16 protein-coding genes are annotated in these 19,951 nt (G+C 39.5%); 9 read left to right on the forward strand and 7 right to left on the reverse strand.

Annotation, left to right across the window (positions count from 1 at the left end):
- Nucleotides 1-19 precede the first annotated feature (19 nt).
- Nucleotides 20-658, forward strand: coding sequence for a hypothetical protein (locus tag ACQK2H_RS10925; protein WP_425391477.1), 639 nt, complete (start codon nt 20-22; stop codon nt 656-658).
- A gap of 3 nt (nt 659-661) precedes the next feature.
- On the opposite strand, the gene ACQK2H_RS10930 is transcribed toward ACQK2H_RS10925, so the two are convergent.
- The 5 genes from ACQK2H_RS10930 to ACQK2H_RS10950 all read right to left on the reverse strand — a co-directional run bounded on the left by ACQK2H_RS10930 (nt 662) and on the right by ACQK2H_RS10950 (nt 8,327).
- A complete protein-coding gene (locus ACQK2H_RS10930) occupies nt 662-1,771 on the reverse strand; it encodes a pyridoxal phosphate-dependent aminotransferase (RefSeq protein ID WP_425391478.1) in 1,110 nt (369 codons plus the stop codon).
- 48 nt (nt 1,772-1,819) lie between these two features.
- The gene (locus ACQK2H_RS10935) at nt 1,820-2,284 is read right to left on the reverse strand and encodes a tetratricopeptide repeat protein (RefSeq protein ID WP_425391479.1); all 465 of its coding nucleotides are present in this window, start codon (nt 2,282-2,284) and stop codon (nt 1,820-1,822) included.
- 58 nt (nt 2,285-2,342) lie between these two features.
- Nucleotides 2,343-5,507, reverse strand: coding sequence for a choice-of-anchor tandem repeat GloVer-containing protein (locus ACQK2H_RS10940; RefSeq protein WP_425391480.1), 3,165 nt, complete (start codon nt 5,505-5,507; stop codon nt 2,343-2,345).
- A gap of 294 nt (nt 5,508-5,801) precedes the next feature.
- Nucleotides 5,802-6,500, reverse strand: coding sequence for a LytR/AlgR family response regulator transcription factor (locus tag ACQK2H_RS10945; RefSeq protein ID WP_425391481.1), 699 nt, complete (start codon nt 6,498-6,500; stop codon nt 5,802-5,804).
- Nucleotides 6,501-6,590: 90 nt separating this feature from the next.
- Nucleotides 6,591-8,327 (reverse strand): histidine kinase, encoded by a 1,737-nt coding sequence (locus tag ACQK2H_RS10950; RefSeq protein WP_425391482.1) that lies wholly within the window; start codon nt 8,325-8,327, stop codon nt 6,591-6,593.
- 465 nt (nt 8,328-8,792) lie between these two features.
- Here ACQK2H_RS10950 and ACQK2H_RS10955 point away from each other — a divergent pair, with 465 nt between their 5' ends.
- The 4 genes from ACQK2H_RS10955 (at nt 8,793) to ACQK2H_RS10970 (ending at nt 13,520) form a co-directional block, all read left to right on the forward strand.
- Nucleotides 8,793-10,502: an alpha/beta hydrolase-fold protein gene (locus ACQK2H_RS10955; protein WP_425391483.1), complete on the forward strand. Its 1,710-nt coding sequence runs from the start codon at nt 8,793-8,795 to the stop codon at nt 10,500-10,502.
- 129 nt (nt 10,503-10,631) lie between these two features.
- The gene (locus ACQK2H_RS10960; protein WP_425391484.1) at nt 10,632-11,087 is read left to right on the forward strand and encodes a hypothetical protein; all 456 of its coding nucleotides are present in this window, start codon (nt 10,632-10,634) and stop codon (nt 11,085-11,087) included.
- A 125-nt stretch (nt 11,088-11,212) separates the two neighbouring features.
- Entirely contained in the window at nt 11,213-12,694 is a 1,482-nt protein-coding gene (locus ACQK2H_RS10965) for a flavin-containing monooxygenase (protein WP_425391485.1), read from the forward strand.
- Nucleotides 12,681-13,520: an SDR family NAD(P)-dependent oxidoreductase gene (locus ACQK2H_RS10970; RefSeq protein WP_425391486.1), complete on the forward strand. Its 840-nt coding sequence runs from the start codon at nt 12,681-12,683 to the stop codon at nt 13,518-13,520. The genes ACQK2H_RS10965 and ACQK2H_RS10970 overlap by 14 nt, the downstream gene beginning before the upstream one ends.
- A gap of 166 nt (nt 13,521-13,686) precedes the next feature.
- On the opposite strand, the gene ACQK2H_RS10975 is transcribed toward ACQK2H_RS10970, so the two are convergent.
- Nucleotides 13,687-14,931, reverse strand: a complete 1,245-nt coding sequence (locus ACQK2H_RS10975; protein ID WP_425391487.1) for a cation:proton antiporter — start codon at nt 14,929-14,931, stop codon at nt 13,687-13,689.
- 164 nt (nt 14,932-15,095) lie between these two features.
- Entirely contained in the window at nt 15,096-15,611 is a 516-nt protein-coding gene (gene greB, locus ACQK2H_RS10980; RefSeq protein ID WP_425391488.1) for a transcription elongation factor GreB, read from the reverse strand.
- 490 nt (nt 15,612-16,101) lie between these two features.
- On the opposite strand from greB, the gene ACQK2H_RS10985 reads away from it, so the two are divergent.
- Genes ACQK2H_RS10985 through ACQK2H_RS11000 form a run of 4 tightly spaced genes read left to right on the forward strand, consistent with a single transcriptional unit; the run spans nt 16,102 to nt 19,593 of the window.
- Nucleotides 16,102-16,410 carry a DUF6471 domain-containing protein gene (locus tag ACQK2H_RS10985; RefSeq protein ID WP_425391489.1) on the forward strand — a complete coding sequence of 103 codons (309 nt, stop codon included), beginning with the start codon at nt 16,102-16,104 and terminating at the stop codon, nt 16,408-16,410.
- On the forward strand, nt 16,407-17,540 hold the full coding sequence (locus ACQK2H_RS10990; RefSeq protein ID WP_425391490.1) for a DNA cytosine methyltransferase: 1,134 nt from the start codon (nt 16,407-16,409) through the stop codon (nt 17,538-17,540). Before ACQK2H_RS10985 ends, ACQK2H_RS10990 begins: the two co-directional genes overlap by 4 nt.
- Nucleotides 17,537-18,631 (forward strand): DNA cytosine methyltransferase, encoded by a 1,095-nt coding sequence (locus tag ACQK2H_RS10995; RefSeq protein ID WP_425391491.1) that lies wholly within the window; start codon nt 17,537-17,539, stop codon nt 18,629-18,631. Before ACQK2H_RS10990 ends, ACQK2H_RS10995 begins: the two co-directional genes overlap by 4 nt.
- Nucleotides 18,595-19,593: an HNH endonuclease gene (locus ACQK2H_RS11000; protein ID WP_425391492.1), complete on the forward strand. Its 999-nt coding sequence runs from the start codon at nt 18,595-18,597 to the stop codon at nt 19,591-19,593. The genes ACQK2H_RS10995 and ACQK2H_RS11000 overlap by 37 nt, the downstream gene beginning before the upstream one ends.
- Nucleotides 19,594-19,951 lie beyond the last annotated feature (358 nt).

Genomic DNA, 19,951 nt, shown 5'->3' on the forward strand with positions numbered 1-19,951 from the left:
CTAAACATTTATAAAGCCAATGAGCGAATCAAACAGCAGTGGAAGAGTTATAATAGTCATAGCCATCGTAACAGTGATTGTACTAGGAGCTATTGGAGCCTGGTATTTTGGGTTTTACAAACCTGAACAGGAAGCTAAAGAGCAAGCACGTCTGGAGCAGATAGCGCAGGCAGAGGCAGAGAAAAAGAGGCAGGAAGATGCAGCACGAAGAAAAGCCCGGTATGATCAATTAATCACAGATGGAGATTCGGCATTCGATCAGGAAGATTGGGAATCAGCACGATCATTATATTCTGAAGCTTCATCACTATTTCCAAATGAGCCGTATCCGCAGAATCAACTGAATTTGGTAAATGGAAAGCTGGATGAAATCGCTGAAAGGGAAGCAAAACGAGCTGCTGGTGAAATAGAAACCATTACTACTCCAACCGGCCGATATTATGTGATTGTATCTAGTAACATTGATGATGATCTGGCCATGGACTATGCTCAGAAGCTCTCTGAGGAAGGTACCAATGTGAAGCTGGTTCAACACAATTATAATGAGTTGCCCTTCCATGGCGTGTCAGTGGCTGATTATGATACATGGGATCAAGCCAATGCCGCCCTTGCTTCCTTCAGCAACTTTGGAGCAAACGTTTGGGTATTGAAGTATTAGATATCAGCTATATACCCTTTTTATGGCGCTACAGAATGCAGCTACTTCTTCGGTAGTGCCTGTACTTATTCTGGCCCATTGATAGAGTGGGGGGAAAGGTCTTCCTATCAATACCCCTTCTTTTTCCATATCCTTTGCAAGTGCTTCTATGTGGCGACCAGACTTAAAAAACACAAAGTTTGTATGTGATCTGATGTAGTCAAGGTTTAGTTCATCCAGTGTTTTATAGATCGCATTTTTACCTTCCATATTTTTAGAGATACTGAACTTATAGAATTCATCGTCATTTAATGCAGCACTTGCAGCTGCAATGGCAGGGACATTAGTCATTGCCATGATGTTTTTCTTTAATCGTTGTGCTATATCAGGACGCGCAATCAAATAGCCGATACGAATACCCGCCAAGCCGTATACTTTAGAAAACGTCTTACTTACGATTACATTTTTGCCTTCTTTAACCAGCTTAACCATTGAAGGATAATCCGGGTCTGTGATGTAGTCATAGTATGCTTCATCACTAAATATCATTGTCCGCTTTTCGAACGAATTGCAAAAATTCTGCAATTTTATCTTATCTAGCAGGGTTCCGGTGGGGTTGTTAGGATTACAAATAAAAATGAGTCCTGTCTTACTTGTGACTCTGGCAGCCATTGCATCCAGGTCATGTTCCATCTTATCATTGAGTGGCACGCGATGGACATAAGCTCCTACATTTTCAGCATACCTAAGCATGGCCTGAAATGTGGGGTCTGCCGCTACAATCTCTCCACCTTCAAGTCCATACGTCATGCCTGCAGCTTTGAGACCCTCAGTGGAGCCACCGGTTACTACCACATGTTCTTTGGTGACTCCTTCTTTTTCAGCGATAGCATCAACCAGCGGACGTAAATTGATGGAAGGGTACCGGCAGGTGATATCAAAAGCATCAATTATGGCCTTTCTCACGGCCTTTGATGGTCCGTACGGATTTTCGTTGGATGTTAGTCGGACTTTATCGCCCTTTATTCTTCTGGCAGGCGAGTCAATTGAAAAAGACTGGGTTGGAAGGAGTATGGCAGCTGTTCCGGCCAAACTTACCGATTTAAGCCACTGTCGACGGTCAATGTTTTTCATGATGTTAGGTTAGAACCTTTAAGATAATAAATCCTGAGTTAGTCCTTATTATTTAATCTTATCCATCTCAACCTTTGCTTGCTTATAGTATTCCCTGAACTTCTCAAGTTCATGCTGCTCGTTAGTAACAAGTAAGCTTCTAAATGCTTTAAAGTTCTGAAGGGCGTCTTTTTTCTGATTGTTTTTCAATTGAAGCATCGCCATGTGATATCTGGTAAGTGGATATCGAAAATCCTGTCCATTAGAGATGATCAATCCATAATGGTGTGCCGCACTGTCGTATTGATCTGTTAAGCGAAAGCACTGAGCCATTTGAAATTGTGCTTCTACGTATTCCGGATACTCCTTAAAGGCCGCCCGGTAATACCTCATGGCGTATTCATATGCTCCAATAGAGAAATAATCATCTCCAACTCTCGATATGAGTATGGCTTGTCGCTTGTTGGGTTGAGCGTAAGCGCCGATTACAAGAAGACTTCCAAGAAGAAAAAATATTTTCCTTTTACCTATCATTAACTATATCAAACCGCGAAAGCATTTGACTCTTGATAATCCATAGGAGCCTAGCTAATTACTCTTTCAAAATTGTCTCAGTGATTGTTTTGCTATGCTGTAATCTAATCACTAATGTATAAATGCCCACTTCCAGTTCGGAAATTGAGTATGTCTCCAAAGGTTTCCATCTCTTAATTTCTCTTCCATCCAGGCTAAAAAGACTTACGGACTCAATTCCTCCAGTAGGATATTTAATCTTAAAACCACTGGTAATCGGATTCGGGTATACTGTTAATTCTATCCCATTATGAATACCCAATGCTTGCATAATGGTTAATGTGCCATTGATCAGTGTCAAGATATAGTTATTCGCAGTGCCTGATGATAACACAATATCATAAGTTCCGGGCTCACTTGATGATGTAGCTTCAGTTGAAATGGAGGGTTCTTCAATATCCTCTACTCCATCATTAAGAACAAAACCTTCATAAGAAATGGTTAATTCTGGAATTGGGTCACCTTCAATAATGGTTTTATCATCAGCTTTAGCGGTGAGGGGCGCTGAACTAACCGTAAGTTGACCGCTAACAGGAGTAATAGCATAGTTATTGTCGGTTTCCTCAGAAACTTCAATTGTATAGTTTCCAACATTGCTTGATTCCGTAGCAGAAGTCGAGGCAGTTGGTTCAGTGTCTAATTCATCTTCATTATCGTTATTTACAAAACCTTCATAAGAAATAGTGAGTGAAGGATTTTGTTGTCCATATGTCTTTTGTTGGTCATCTGCAATTGCAGAAAGGCTCGCCTTTTCCACATTAACCTCTACATCTTCGGTTTGAGCATTGAAATAATCATTTTGTTCTTGAGAGGCTGTTAAAGTAACCGTGCCTGCTGCAACTATAGAAACCATATTCTCATCAACAATATCAATAACAGCTGGATCGGAGGAAATGAATGAAATGGGTTCATCACTATTTGTGGACGAAGCTGTTAACATGTAGTTTTCATCTCCATATACAAAATCATCAACACTAAAAGTTATCACAGGATCGGCTCTTGTAATTTCAATTATGGTAGGGCTCCCGAAAGGCTGTCGAGCTCCAGTTTCCTCAAGATCTATCAATCTTGACCAATTATTTCCGTCGTTATCCATATGAAACAATGATCCATTTCCTCCACTAGTCAATCCCCAAAATTTACTATCATATTCAACTAAACTACCTTGTGGAGCTCTAGATGAAGAGGTGTTGAAATGATGAGCTATCGTAAAATTTGTGCCATCACCTTCTATATTGAAAACAACTCCAACATTAAATGAGCCTCCTTGAGATGTCATTCCCCATAATTTCCCATTACTATACAGAAGTTTGCCAACTGGATGGTTACCGTCTGAAGAATTGAAGAGATGAATGGTATTAAAATCTGTTCCATCTGAATTTATGGAGAATAAAGTTCCAAATATTCCAGCACCACCGGTAGTTGCTCCATATATTTTTCCATTGCTCGCAGTGACATCACCTTCTGGCTCACTATTTGATTGAAAATTGTGAACTATGGTAAAGTCAGTGCCATCTGCATTGATGGTAAATAACGTTCCGCCATCATTCGATCCTCCAAATCTTGTCATGCCCCAAAGCTGGTCATCAAATAAAGTAAGGTTTCCTCTTGGACTTCTTCCTTCATTGAAATCGTGAAGTTTATTAAATTCTTCATCATCAATATTAAAGCTAAAGATGACTCCTTTTCCTTCAGATCCCCCACTTGATGTCATCCCCCATAGCTCTCCATTATTTTCAACTAGGTTACCGAAAGGGTGACTTCCATTACTACCATCAAAATCATGAACTACCACAAAATCTTTTCCCCCATAATTCATTTTAAATATTGTTCCATATCCATGGACACCACCTTGGCTAGTCATTCCCCAAAGCATACCTTCATGATGCAACAAGCTTCCGTTTGGGAAACTGCCATATACATTGTCTTCTAGATTTTTAACTATCTTAAAAGAAGAGCCGTCATTTTCTATAGTAAAGATTCGGCCACCTAGGGACGTTATTCCCCATAGTTTATCACCAGATAGAGTTAGACTACCATATGGATCTGATCCATCTTCTGAAAAATTGAAATGGTGATGAACCAGAAAATTAGATCCATCGGAATCAATACTGAAAAGAACTCCATCATCATTTTCTCCACCAGCCCGTAAAAGACCCCAAAGCTTTCCATTACTTTCAATAAGATCGCCAAAACCATAAGCTCCATTTGTAAGGTTGAAACTGTGTTCTTTCTTGAAATTGGATCCATTTGGTTCTAAGGAAAAGATGACACCATAACCTGAACCACCTTCTGTTGTCATCCCCCATAATTTACCATTGCTTTCTATTAGTGTGCCGAAAGGATTCGAACCATTTGTTTCATCAAAGTCATGTACTTTGGTGAAATTAGACCCATCTAGATTAAGGGTGAAGATCACCCCTAAATCATTCGATCCTCCCTCGCTTGTCATTCCCCATAATTTCTCATTACTGGATATCAAATTTCCAATTGGTTTTTGCCCATTGGTATTGTCAAAAGTGTGTACGGTAGTTGTTTCTAAGTTTTCTGGATTGATTGTGAAAATTGTTCCGCTACCTGATCCTCCTTTAGTAGTCATACCCCATAAAACCCCATTATTTTCAAATAAACTACCATTTGGAGTAGACCCTTCAATGTCAGAAAAAGATAAGACAACTTGAAAATTGGTTCCATCAGTATCTATTGTGAAAATACTACCAAAATTATATGAATCCATCCCCCATAATTTTCCATTACTTTCAATTAGACTACCCGTTGGCTCACCACCTATTTCTACACCATCCACTTCCACAGTTTCAAAACTGTGGTGTACTCTTAAATCCTCTCCGTTAGAATTAACACTGAAAACTGTTCCTAACCCGTACTTACCTCCCTCTTTAGACATACCCCATAGTCTATTATTACTTTCTATGAGTCGTGTATAAAGGGGAGTTTTTGCAACACTCAAATCAACCCAATTCTCAGGATTGCTACCATCAGGATTAACAGCAAATATTCCACCACCATTTAACTGCCCCATGCCTACAACTTTGACCGTCTGGACGTATGCAGTAAAAAGTATGGGTATAAATAGGAGGGATAGAAAAAACCTTTTATTAATTAATTGCGCATAAATGGTGATGTTACATAAAACACAAAGGAATAGGGTGAGTAGTGATTTCATAATAGTAGTAGTTAAGTGTGTGAGACTAATAGTTCAAAACATACGATCTATTTGATTATCAATAAGTTAATAAAAATTTGATAGATGAAAAAGGATTTATTGCTTATTATCTAGTTTGACATTCGTCGCATACGTAATAAGGTAGATCAATAGAGATATGTCACCGTCATAAGATAACTCTTACAACAAACCTAGTTTTAAGCATATATTGAATGGCTATCTAAAACGGAAGGATGGTGGCAATTGTGATCATCAATTCACCGGAGTTCTGATTCGACCTCTTACGGCAGGCGATTACACCCACTTCGCCTTCAACTCCTTGTACCTTGTTCTGCCAACAGGAATCAATTCTCCATTCTTTAATTCGGCCATGTATTTGCTCCCAGACTTCACAATAATCTCTTTTACCTCAGACATCTTTACCAAGTATGATTTGTGGATACGTTCAAAAGTATTTGATAATAGCTGTTCCAGCTTTTCAAGTGACTTATCATGTAGTTCTTTGCCTCCGTTAGTAAGGAATAGCTCGGTATAGGCACCAGCCCCTTTGATATACAGGACATCCTTAATCGGTATTAGTTGTATTTGGTGTCTTCTTTTCACAGCCAGGTATTTAACTGAATTGGTTTCGATCTTCTCTTTTGCCAAGACTCGATTAAAAGCCTGTTCCAGTCTCTCTTGATTGAAAGGCTTTGGGACAAAATCTAGGACACCATATTCAAAAGCAACAAGTGCCTGATCTTTGTTAGCTGAAATAATAATGGTGTGAAATGATTCAGCTACCGCCGTGCTGAGCAGGTCAAACCCATCATCTCCGTTGAGATTCAGATCGAGCAGAACGAGATCCAGTGAGTTGTTTTCAATGAATGTTAAAGCTTCACTCAGCGTGTTGATATGGGTGAGCGATTGTAGGGAATTGCCTAAAATATCCCGAGTTATTCGCTCTATTCTCTTGGCAATTCTGGTTTCGTCCTCAACGATTAAAATGTTCATTTGCATTGGAGGATTTCGTTCATTAATCTACCTGCAATCCCTAAAGGGGAGCTCAAAAAATCTACTTCAGTGAATTTAGGTACATATTCATCAATCATTTAACAAGTCCCCTTTAGGGGATTTAGGGGTGTATTTAGCAGAGGAATAAACCTTAATAACATTTCTCCAACCATGATCCGCCTGCTCAGAAGTAAGTTCCCATTTATAACCATAGCTTTCTGTCAATCTGGCCTTTATGTACTTCAACCCGGTACCTTCCTTTTTGGTATTCTTTCCTTGCTCAGTACGAGCAGCGAATGTCAGAAAAGTGTAAATCTTGTACTCGCGGCTCGATTCGAAAATCAATTTAAACTTGATGCTGTTGTCTGCTAAGGGCAGACTGTGTGTAATTCCGTTTTCAAGGAGTGTATGAAGAATGGCTGGAGGTATTTTTTGATCTGGGTCGATACCTTCTTCTTCCCATGAATAGTCTATTTCTTTCCGGTATTCCATGATCTCAAGGTGTGTTTGACAAAGCGCTATTTCCTGAGAAATGGGGATCAAGGTTTCATTTTCAATCTTATTAAAAAGGTCGAACTCTTTGGCTAATGCCTCAATGAATTGAACACCTTTCTTTGGTGATTCTTCTACCCAGTCGATCAATGAAGTTAGGGTATTCATCAGGAAATGAGGTTGAATGTTCTTTTTTAACAGTTCCAAACGCAAGCGAGTAGATTGAACCAATGTGTTTTCATATGCCAATCGCTGTTCTTTGATGTTCAATGCGAGTAGATACAGCATACCTAGTAGAATAAGTCCCAACCCAGTGTACATACTAATGACAAATCCGGAGGCAAGAAATACCACAACCGACAAAAGTAAGGTCACAAGAACGAGGCGCGCTCCCCTTGCATTTTTATAAGCTCCGTATGCTACTATGCCAAAGGAGAAAATCCACATACTCACTACCATGCTAACTGTTTTGAAATCAAAAGCATGATTACCCATAAACCAAAAGATAATGAGTAATGCCGCGTATAGAATTAATAACAATCTTCGCCTTGAGTAGGGAAATTGTATGGAGAAGTAGTATGGAATCAAAAAGGAAATGCCCAATAAAAATGAGTTAAGGATTTGTAATCTTATGACGTGCACACTGTAATGTATGGAGATGTAATCTTTACTAAATACAGTTAGCACAAGTGCAAAAATGAGAAAGCAACAAACACTAAAAATGAGTGTTGGATATTCTTTTCTATTGTTGAGGAATAGAAAAAGAAAGTAGATGGATACGATGAGAAAAGCTCCTGCGAAGACGTGCATATATGAAGTTTCAATGAGCATGTTGGCCAGCAAATCCTCATAATCAGCAATCTCGAGTTCATAATGCCCTACATGATCCGGAAAATAGTAATTACTCAATCGCAAGGCCAGCACATGTTCGCCTTCGGTCGCCAGATGCGTAGGGATGCTATACGTAATCCACAATTCTCCTTCAGGAGGATTTTCTGCCTCTTGTCCGGGATTCCCATTTTTTCCAATCAACACTCCATCCCAAAAAATTTCATATTCCCCATAGGCATCTATTTGAAGGCCGTAGGGTCTAAGTTTCTCTGGGGATTTCAAAATATCAATTCGGGTTCTGGACCAGAAAATCTCACCTTCCGGAATGAGATTTATCCTTCTTTCCCAATTGCTATCATTCAAGACCTTCTTCGCCCAGGTTGGGTTATCACCTACTTTAAATACCGTACGCTGTTCCTTGAAAACTTCAGGCGCTTGCACGCAGGAAGTGGCCAGCAACAAAATACCTATTAAAAGTAAGGATGGAAGTGACCTCAAATTCATTTTAACTTGGCTTTAAAATACAGTCATTTGACGGATTTAAGGGCATTTTTGAAAATTTCTAAACACCTCCTACAGTCCTCCTCCAATGCTATTAAGTTAAGGGTTTTCTCTGCTCAAAGTCATTCTGAACTTGTTTCAGAATCTACTTTTAAAAGGGTGAACAATCATACATAGATACTGAAACGAGTTCAGTATGACCTTAACTTAATAGCATTTGAGTCCCCTCAAGGGGACAATCCCTCCTTGGGACGATCCACCACAGCGGGAGGTTTCTTGTAGTATTTCTTATTAATTCTTTTCTCGGATAACTATGTTTTAAACAAGCAAATTAACCTGATATCACGGGCTTTTCCAGTTGGTTTTGAGCAGTTCATTCAGATATAGAGCAGTTCACAAGTTAAACGAAGCAGATCAACAACTCTCATCAATAGATTGAAGTATACATGCAAAACTGAATCAAAACCCATGACCTATTTACTCAAAATATTGAACACCTGGAGAGCCAAAAACCTGTTCATTTTCTCGTTTACGATCATCGCATCCTTAAGCAGCTTACTCGCTCAGGAAAGGGGTAGTGAGGAGCATCAGCAAAGCCCCAATTTTGAATTACCCAACATAAAGGTGATTCCTATTAAGGACACTCAAAATGACAGACAATATGAATTGTACATAAAATTACCTGAAAAGTATTCGGAAAGCGAGCGCAAAAAACATCCGGTTATCTACTATGCGGATGCGGTATGGCATCTAGAAATGCTGTCAGGTTCTGCTGAATACATTTTGGAAGATGCCATTTTAGTTGGCATATCCTGGCAAAAGGATATCGATAAAGACCTGCTGGAAGAAAGAGGGGCCCATGTAAGCAGATTCCGCGATTACACAGTGCGACCACATAGCAATCCGGAAATTCAAGCCAAATACCAATTAGGTCAAGCAGGCAATCATCTGGAATTCATTCGTAAAAATGTCATACCGTATATTGAAGAGAACTACCAAGCCGACCCTCAAAACAGCACCTATTTCGGATACTCAGCGAGTGGTTTATTTGGAGCCTATATTTTATCGTCCAGACCTGAGACCTTTAAGAACTACTTAATCGGAAGTCCATCATTGCGAAGAGATATCTCGCTACTCACAGAGCTAATTGCAGATAAAGACTTAAAGGCGAATGTCTTCATTACCAATGGTTCCAAGGAGCAGGAGTTAAGGGAATATGTGAAAGAATTTGTCGCTATTCTTGAAAACAAGAATGACAAGACTTTTCTGGTCACCCATGAAGAGATGTCAGGCGATCATCAAACTGCATTTCCGAGAATGGCAGTTCGCAGTGTAGGATGGCTTTCAGAATTAGATAAACCCTCTTCGGACTACTTTGGAGAAACGCCACCAGGCTTAATTCCTCAACTTTTTGAACCTGAAATTGTCTCTCCGGAGGGACTTTTTGAAGGAGGCAGCTTTTCCCCAGATGGGAGGGAGTACTACTTCACCAGAAAAAACGGAAAGTATCAGGAACGAACCTCTTTTGTTATTCGATATGAAAATGGTAGATGGCAGAATGAGACTGAAACCGACATAAAATGGCCCAAATTCTCTGCATCAGGAGATACCATATATCGTGGAAATAAATATAGAATTTTGACCGACACTGGTTGGTCGGAATACAAAAGTCTTGGAGCCCCTTTTTCGGATAAGCACATTATGGGGCTATCGTTTTCTGATAATGGAACTGCTTACTTTGATGAAATAGCATTTGATGAAAATGGAAAACCTGATACAGTTGGAGCTATCAGTTATTCCCGACTCATAAACGGCACATATGAACCTCGCCAAAAATTAGATAAGGAGATCAATACTGGGACATGGATTGCCCATCCCTATATTGCTAAAGATGAATCTTATTTGATATGGGATGTCAGAAGGGAAGACGGATATGGTGGATCTGATATCTACATCAGTTTTAGAGACAAAGATGGTTCCTGGCTCCCTGCAATGAATATGGGAGATAAGATCAACTCATCATTAAGTGAGAGTGGTGCACGCGTGTCAGACGATGGAAAATACCTGTTTTTCACGAGGGGACAGTGGGAAATTAAAGAAGATGGAAGTGAAAATTGGGTAGGAAAGCCTTATTGGGTGGACGCACAGGTGATTGAGAACCTCAGACCTCAGGAATAGCCACATACTCATGCTAAAATAATTACATCAGGGTCTGCTCGTTACCGTAACCTCGCACCAGGTCGCGTAGACCAATATGTCCTGTGTTTTGCTAAATTCACTTCGATTTTCTCAACTATTTTCACGTTTATGAAGAAACAGTTCATGTACTTTTTGGTAGCCGTGTTTGCTATTTTTTTAGGTAGCCAGATTACTGAAGCCGTTCTTTTGGTTCCTTACTGGCAATCACTGTCAGCGGCTGACTTTTATAGCTACTATCAAGCGTTCGGGCTCTCAATCGGTCGATTTTACACCATTCTGACCATCATAGCAGCGGTGATTCCTATTGCTTTGTCTGTTTACATGGTTCGTACCAAAGCGCCTGGTTCTCGTCTTGCTCTCATATCTGCAGTATTGGCCATACTATTTGTTGCTTGCTTTTACGTCTACTTCAAGGGAACCAATGAGTTGTTTTACCAATCTGCATTTTCTCCGACTGAATTAAAAAACGAATTGATTACCTGGAGTCAGTGGCACTGGGGCAGGGTAGGCCTGGAATGCTTTTCACTGCTTTTTCTCATTCTAGCACTAGCTAAGAGGAATTGATTAATTAAGTGCTCGTATAAATGGCCGATAAAGCGATGAGGCAAATGATAATCATTCGCTGGTTTATTTATAACTTAATCCTTTGCATTATCAATCCAAATTCTAATTAGCTATTAAAATCCCACATGCATAAGGTTCATGATGTCATTATCATAGGAGCAGGTATTTCCGGTATCGGCACGGCATACTGGCTGAAAAAAAAGTGCCCCTCAAAAACATTTGTTATGCTTGAATCCAGAAGTGCTATCGGTGGTACCTGGTCCTTATTTAAGTATCCGGGCATTAGATCCGATTCCGATATGTTCACCTTCGGCTATCGTTTCAAACCATGGACAGATCCGCAATCCCTGTCCAGTGGAGATAAGATTCTTAATTATCTGGAGGAGACGATAAGCGAAAATGACATTGACGAGCATATTTTATTTAATCATAAAATGATGAGCGCTAACTGGTCCGATGCATCCGGTCATTGGATACTGGAGGTCGAAACTGCCAATGGAAATCAGCAGCTTAATTGTAAGTTTCTCAGTATTTGTACCGGGTATTATGATTACAAAGAGGCCTATCGTCCACGTTTTGAAGGGGAGGAACATTTTAAGGGAAAAGTGATTATTCCACAATTCTGGCCGGAAGACCTGGACTACCGAAATAAAAAAGTCGTGATTGTTGGTAGTGGAGCTACCGCAGTGACGCTTGTACCTGCCCTGGTGGAAGGTGGAGCTAAACATGTGACCATGGTGCAGCGATCACCCACCTATGTGATGAACCTTCCCAATAGGAATCAGGTATTTATCGGTCTGAAGAAGTTTTTGCCCGTACGATGGGCCTACCGGGTCACCCGGGTGACGAATATCCTTTTGCAGATGATTTCCTTTAACCTTTCTAAGCTCTTTCCCAAGTGGATGAAGAAGACATTGATGAAGGAAGCTGCCAAACAGTTACCAAAAGGGTATCCGGTGGAGAAACATTTTAATCCAACATACAATCCATGGGATCAACGCTTATGTGTGGTACCCGATGGTGATCTTTTCAGCGTAATTAAAGACGGGAAGGCAGCTGTTGCCACCGATAAGATCTCGCATTTTACTGAGAAAGGGGTGACATTAAATTCCGGAGAATCCATAGATGCGGATATCATTGTGCTCGCCACAGGGTTAAAGATCCAGCTGCTGGGTGGCGCTTCTGTTAGCATCAATGATCAGCCTGTCAAGGTAAATGAAACCATGATCTATAAGGGCATGATGGTCAGTGACGTACCGAACCTTATCTATTCCTTTGGCTACACGAATGCTTCGTGGACGTTGAAAGTTGATCTGACGGCCAACTACCTATGCAAACTGCTAAACTACATGGATAGCAAAGGGTATGATGTGGTCGTTCCTGAAAAACAGGATATGGAATCTGATGAAAGCGTGCTGAATCTTAATTCCGGTTATATCCAGCGAGCCAAAGATGTTTTACCTAAGCAAGGACGCAAGCGCCCATGGCGTGTCTTTCAGAGCTACCTGGTAGATATGCTGGCGACCAGGTTTGGATCCATAGCTGATAATGTGTTGAAATTCCGTAAACATGAACCGGTAAAGGAGGTGATGGATGAAAAACTTTAACGATAAGATCGTCGTGATTACAGGTGCCGGATCCGGGATAGGAAGGGCATTAGCATTGGGATTTGAGAAACAGGGTGCCAGGCTGGCATTAAATGATTACAATGACGAAGGCCTGGCCGAGACGCTCTCCATGCTTCAAAGGAATGACCAAGACCGGGTATACAGTCAGGTGTTTGATGTCTCCGATGAGCATGCGATGTTTGACTTTGCTGAAACGATCAAAAATCAATGGAGCAATGCACATGTCATTATTAACAATGCCGGAATTTCAGGTTTCACCGAGCCTTTCTATTCAACGCCCACTTCTGCTTATAAAAAGGTAATGGATATTAACTTTTATGGTGTGGTGTATGGAACAAAAGCTTTTCTTCCACAGCTGGTAGCAAACAACGAAGGAGCTGTAGTTAATATTTCCAGTGTCTTCGGTTTGATTGGATATCCCGGAGCTACTGATTACTGTGCCAGTAAGTTTGCCGTGAGAGGACTTACGGAGGCACTTTCAGTCGAATTCCATCAATCACCCATCAGTATTCATGCCGTACACCCTGGTGGTATCAAGACCAACATTACCGACTCAGCACTGAATGATGATCCAGATCGTGATTTTGATGATGCCTTTCTCACTACTCCTCCGGAAAAGCTTGCTAAAAGAATCATCCGTGGCATACAAAGAGGGGAACCCAGAATTATTTATGGAAATCAATCCCTCCAGATCTGGCTGGCAAGCCGATTCTTACCTAAAAGGATTCAGAATCGTGTGTTGTGGAATAAGCTCAAGGGCATATTGAAAATCGATCAATATAAGCAGTTCATTAAGGGGCTGTAATTACATGCAAGGAACTTTCATTACTATTGTTATCGGTCTGCCGTATCGAACCACAGACCAGAAATGTTCTTGGTTATATTAATTAACCACAGCAATTCTTTCAACACATCGGTGACATGAACGGAATCGATACGTCTAAAAAATGTGTAAGCAAAACACACTGGATTTAGGTATATTTCTTAATCACCCTTTTCACCAGCGGACCTATAGTAAGTCCCTGACCTATGATGGAAAATACCACAATTACATAGGTTATGGTGAGAAACAACTCTCGCTGCATGCTTGCTTCTAATGATAAGGCAAGTGCAATAGAAATACCGCCACGAATACCTCCCCAAGTCATCATCAGGCTCGTTTTGGGTATAAAATCTAGTTTATTTCTAAACAAAGCAATCGGTCCCGACAGAGCTACAAATCGAACCACCAATGTTATTGGAATAGCTAGCAAGCCATAAAGAATGTATTGACTATTCATTGTGATAATGAGTAATTCCAATCCGATCAATACAAACAATATAGCATTAAGCAAAACATCAATAAGCTCCCAAAATTTCTCGACATATAGATGGGTATTTTCGGACCAGGCGATGGATGGTCCTTTATACCCCAGAAAAAGTCCTGCAACGACTACAGCTAATGGGGCTGACACATGGAGGTAGAGCGCAATACCTGTAATACCCATGACGAGTGCCAGTGTGATCATGACTTCTGTTTCGTAGTGATTAATCACGCGCATGCTTTGATAGGCTATATATCCCGAAACGATTCCCAAAACAACACCACCTGCTACCTCAGTTATGAAGAGTAAACTGATAGCTCCCACGCCCATGGAGCCTATGCCTGCCTGAGCGATTTTAAAAAGAACGATAAATACAACGACTCCTACACCGTCATTAAACAGTGATTCACCTACAATTTTTGTTTCTAGTTTTTTAGGTGCATTTGCTTCCTTCAGAATCCCTAAAACAGCAATCGGATCAGTAGGAGAGATGAGCGCTCCAAAAAGCAGGCAATAGACATAATTAATTGGATAGCTAAATGCTAAAAACAAGTAATACATTATCGTGCCAATCAAAAAAGTAGAAATGACAATACCGACTGTAGCGAATAAAGCGATTGGACCTCTTTGCCGTTTTAGCGCATCAACTTTAGTATGTAGTGAGCCTGCAAAGAGTAAGAAACTAAGCATCATGTCTAGTAATACCGTCTCGAAATCGATCGATTGGATCAAGGATTTTGCTTCGTCCAGCACATAAGGATTAAAATGCCCGAGAATCGTGATTCCTAAGGTAAAAACCATGGCAATGATCATTAAACCAATGGTGAAAGGAAGCTTTAGGAATCTGGCGTTAATAAAGGCAAATACCGCCGATAATATGATTAAGATCGTGATTATATTGAATATGCTCATAGTAGTAAAGAAAGCAAAGATTTACGGTGCTTTCAAAGTTGAAGTGCAACCTGCGAGGGAATAAGAGGCTGAAAAAAGTATGCGAGCCAGGATTCTACTACAGGATTGAGAAATGACGTTTATTCAAGTGCCTGAATTATAGTCTAAGATCTATTTTGATTATACTACTTCTGGTACTCTATTTTTAGAATTTTCCATACAAAATCACCCAGTTTGGTTTTTACTATCGCTTCATCTCCAACAGTTTTATTAAGCAGCGCTTTAGCCATGGGGGAGTCCATGGAGATATAATTTTTGTTACCGATGAGCTCTTCGAAACCTACAATTCGAAATCGCTTTTGAAGACCTTTCGCTTCGTTTTTAATTTCTACCCATGCACCAAACATCACTTTTCCCTCTTGGTTTGGGTGGTAGTCAACCACTTTTAAGTTGTCAATACATTTACTCAGATAGCGAATGCGACTATCAATTTCCCGAAGACGTTTTTTGTTGTAGTGGTAGTCGGCATTTTCTGAACGATCTCCCAAACTTGCGGCCCATGAGACCTTCGCAGTAATGTCCGGACGTTCAACTCGCCACAAGTGATCATGTTCTTCCCGTAATTTCTCCATGCCTTCGGGAGTAATCAATTGCGAGCGGATGATTTTTGGCAGTGTTGATTCTGGAATTTTTCGCCTCATACATAATCAATGATCTTGTTTTTGAAAACGTTCGCAAGTTAATGAAATGATGGGTCGTTTGTTTGTGTAGAACAATCAATAGATGTTATATAATGTTATTCCGTTCGACATTGCTTGCGTTATGTTAATGTAGCTTAGGGATTGAGGGGAGGGACTAATCATTTTTCTTTTAAGAGGAGGGGGAAAAGAGTTTTTCTTTAGTGTGGGAGAGACGCACTCTTTTGACATCCTGGGTTGTGCATGGGATTTGAGCGGATGACAAATGTGTGTGACTCTTGGATTGGCAATTAATATCTTATCAAGACTTCACATAATTACTAGAGCAATTTTTTGACGCAATTATATTCTAAAAACTAATTATATTAGTTTATAACTAAATATATTAGTATAATTGAAATGTTTGGTTGAGAAACGCCAATGTTATTCATATATCTAAATATTTTTGCTTATATGAGAGTATATTCTCATTTTTGAGAAAATGTTTGTAGCTATGACCGAGGATACATGGAGTAAATATGCTAAACGACTTATTAAGTCAGAAATGCTTAAGAGAGATGTAAAAGCAGAGGATCTTGTAACTCTATTACATAAAATAGGTGTACATGAAACTAAATCTAGTATAAATAGCAAAATAAGTCGAGGCACGTTTTCAGCAGCATTCTTGATTCAAGTGCTGCAGGTAATTGGTTGTAAGAATCTTGAAATAATTTCACCACTAGAATTGAACTTAAAATTTGAAAGTTTTAGCCAATCAACATTATCCATTTTTGAAGAATCTAAACATATGAAAAAGGCATGAGTATACCGATTATTGATTTATTCGCGGGAGCAGGTGGTCTAGGTTTAGGGGCAATAAATGCAGGTGGAGATCTTAGGCTTTCGGTTGAGATAGACAAACTAGCATGTGAAAGCATGGAATCCAATTCTAAATATCATATTGGTAAAGTATTATGTGAAGATGTTGCTACCCTTAATGGGAAGAAACTTAGGGAACAGGCTAATCTCAATAAAAATGAGCCTTTTATTATGGTTGGAGGTCCTCCATGCCAGCCATTTTCAAAAGCCAGCTATTGGACTGACCCAGGCAATGATTCAAAATATAGAAGAGCTAGGTCATTAGGTATTGAAATGGCAAAACCTCAGGCCATCATTGAAGCTAAACCGGATGAAAGAAGGAGTTTAATTCAAGAGTATTTTAGATTAATTGAAGAATCAAATCCTGAAGGGTTCCTATTTGAAAATGTACCAAGTATACTTCATCCGAGAAATAAACAAACATTTTTTGATTTTAAAGATGCTGTAGAAAGTATAGGCTTTAAAACCCGTTTGTGTAAAGTGAATGGATTAGATTTTGGACTTGCTCAGAAACGTCAAAGAATTATACTTTTAGGCCTAAAGGGAGAGGTACCTCCCGAACCACTTAAAACACATTCTGATAGCTTAAGTGATTTGTCAAATGGTCTTAAACCATATCTCAAAGCTGGTGATGTTCTATCACCTTTTCAGACTGATGAATACTTTGAGCCAGAGGAAGTTGTTGAAGGTAAATGGGCTCGCCATCTCAGAGAAATACCTCCTGGCATGAATTATAAAGCACTAACAGAGTGGGCTGGACATCCAAACCCGACTTTTGTAGCAGAAACACGCTTTTGGAATTTTCTATTGAAACTACATCCAGAAGAAGTATCATGGACAATTGCTGCGAATCCAGGTCCTTGGACGGGACCATTTCATTGGGATAGTAGGAGGCTTAGAACTGTTGAACTGGCAGTATTGCAAGGGTTCCCACCTAATTATGTTTTTGCAGGTAAAAGAAGAGATAGAGTTAAGCAAATAGGTAATGCATTACCTTCAAACATCGCAAGTGGATGTTTACAGCCCCTGATAAATAAAATAGAAAGTAAAAATTCAAGTCTTATAGCGATATGAATAAAAGGTCTCTAATTAGTCTTTATTCTGGTGGTGGAGGTTTAGATCTTGGACTTGAAAATGCCGGATTTCGTACGTTGTATGCTAATGATCTTGAAAGTTTATGTCAAAAAACGTATGATTTAAATCTTCCTCATACAAAGTTTTTTTCTGGATCAGTTATTGATTTTCTCGATTATCTAGAAATTGAAAAAACGAAAAACCCTGAGACATTTGAAAATATTGATTTATTAGCAGGAGGCCCTCCATGTCCACCATTTTCAAAGTCTCGATTTTATAGGAAAGAAATGCCTCGTGCTTTGGATGATCCAACCGCTGAAATTACAATATCAAGCTATTTCAAAGCTCTTGAATTATTACAGCCTAAGGCGTTTATTTTTGAGAATGTTGCAGGAATAACCTTTAAGTCTCATAAGGATGCATTTGAATTTATTACCAGTACAGCTGAAAGTCTTGGGTATAAAATTTCCTGGAAAATAATTAACACTGCTGATTATGGAGTTCCACAAATCAGACAAAGATTCATCATGGTGGGTATTAAGGGTAAGAAATTTGTATTTCCTGAGGAGACTCATTCAAAAGAGGGTGGACTTTACAAGAAGAAGTGGCTAGCCTGCGGCAGTGTTCTGAATGATTTGGATACAGAAGAAAATGCTGATGATACAGGACATTTTGCTGGAGGTAAGCATCACAATTTGTTAAAAGAAGTTCCGCCAGGAGATAATTATCTGTATTTCACTGAAAAAAGGGGATACAGCAATCCTGTTTTTAAATGGAGATCTCGATATTGGTCTTTCCTCCTTAAATTAGATCCTAATTTGCCTTCTTGGACTATTCAAGCAAGAAGATCTAATAATATGGGGCCGTTCCATTGGAGAAATAGAATTTTAAGAATAGAAGAAGTTAAACGAATTCAGACATTTCCTGACAGTTGGCAGTTAGCAGGTACAATTGAGCAACAATGGAGACAAGTTGGAAATGCTGTTCCTCCTTTATTTGCAGAGATATTAGGCCATGAATTATCGCGTCAAATGGAGAAATCAACAAATAACGAATGTCTTTTAGAAAGCACAGAAAACAAGATTTATTAAATCTGATTATAAATGCAATTTCGGATGATGGGTGGAATATATTGTATCTCCATGACCCGGCTTTTCATCCATTTATTCTCCGCATTTTTAAAAATGGTGTAAGCCATGATTTAACTATATATATCTGGAATTTAACACATGGAGGTGGCTCAGCAAGAGCGGCTGATGAATATAGAATACAGATAACTGGTGTCGAAAGATTTGAAAATTTAGGAAATGGGAAGGTAATGATTTTAGGGTGGTGGGAAGAAGGAGGTGTTTTTGCTGGATTTGATTTTAATTATCACAATATTCACCTTGGAGCATCTCCATCAATACAAATACGTGAATCAGCATTAAGAAATGGTTATGTGAATGGAATTTCCGCTTGGGAAAAAGGGAATAGTGAAATAGCCTTAGCGATTAGACCTGATTTCTTAACTACTTATATAGATAGTTTAAATGAATTACACAGTTTTGGAACTTCCAATAATGATCTAAAAGTATTAGAAAGTGTGGTTGAGTCAGCTGAGGAAATAAATGAAGAAACCTTAAATAGCGTAACCGAAAACAGACGAGAAATTGTAGTTAGTGTAAAGAAGAAAGTAAGAGACAATAGCTTCAAAAATAGAATTCTAACTGCATATAGCAATCGTTGCGCTTTTTGTGGTATCCAACTTAAACTAATTGATGCTGCGCACATAGTTCCTGTAGAACATAATGGAACTGATGACACTTCGAATGGTATTGCTCTTTGCGCTATTCATCATAGGTCATATGATAGAAGGCTTGTTAAATTCAATGGTGATTATAGCATATCAACTAATACTGCACTTTTAGATGAATTACAGAATATTGGCTTAGACGGAGGCCGTGAAAATTTCATTAACAACTTAAGAGCAGTTATACATCTACCACCAACTATAAATGATCGACCACATAGAGAAAATGTGGAAACTGCAAATACTCTCAGAGGATGGTAAAATAGAGCGTTGGCCTGCCAAAATACCCGGGCGTGGGCTGGACTTTGTGCGGCTGATAGGTGATTATTTTGGCTAGGGTTTTTGAATACTTTTGGGCCAATGCCAAAAGTATTTGCCTGCCCGGCATGAGGGCATCAAGCGAACTCCATACGAAAACAAATCAATCATTTGTGAGCTAATCGATCTACGATCCAGTGGATCGGGAAAACACAAGTGTTCCTGACGTTCTATAACGTCATATTTCAACGTATTCTGCACCAATGGTCCGTGACCAATCATATATTCGATTCTCAGCAATCAGGAAGTCAGGATCTGTTGTGTGTGCGGTGGGAAAAACTCTTTTGCGGGTTAGCCAAAA

Source organism: Ekhidna sp. (assembly GCF_965228795.1).
Lineage (GTDB): Bacteria > Bacteroidota > Bacteroidia > Cytophagales > Cyclobacteriaceae > Ekhidna.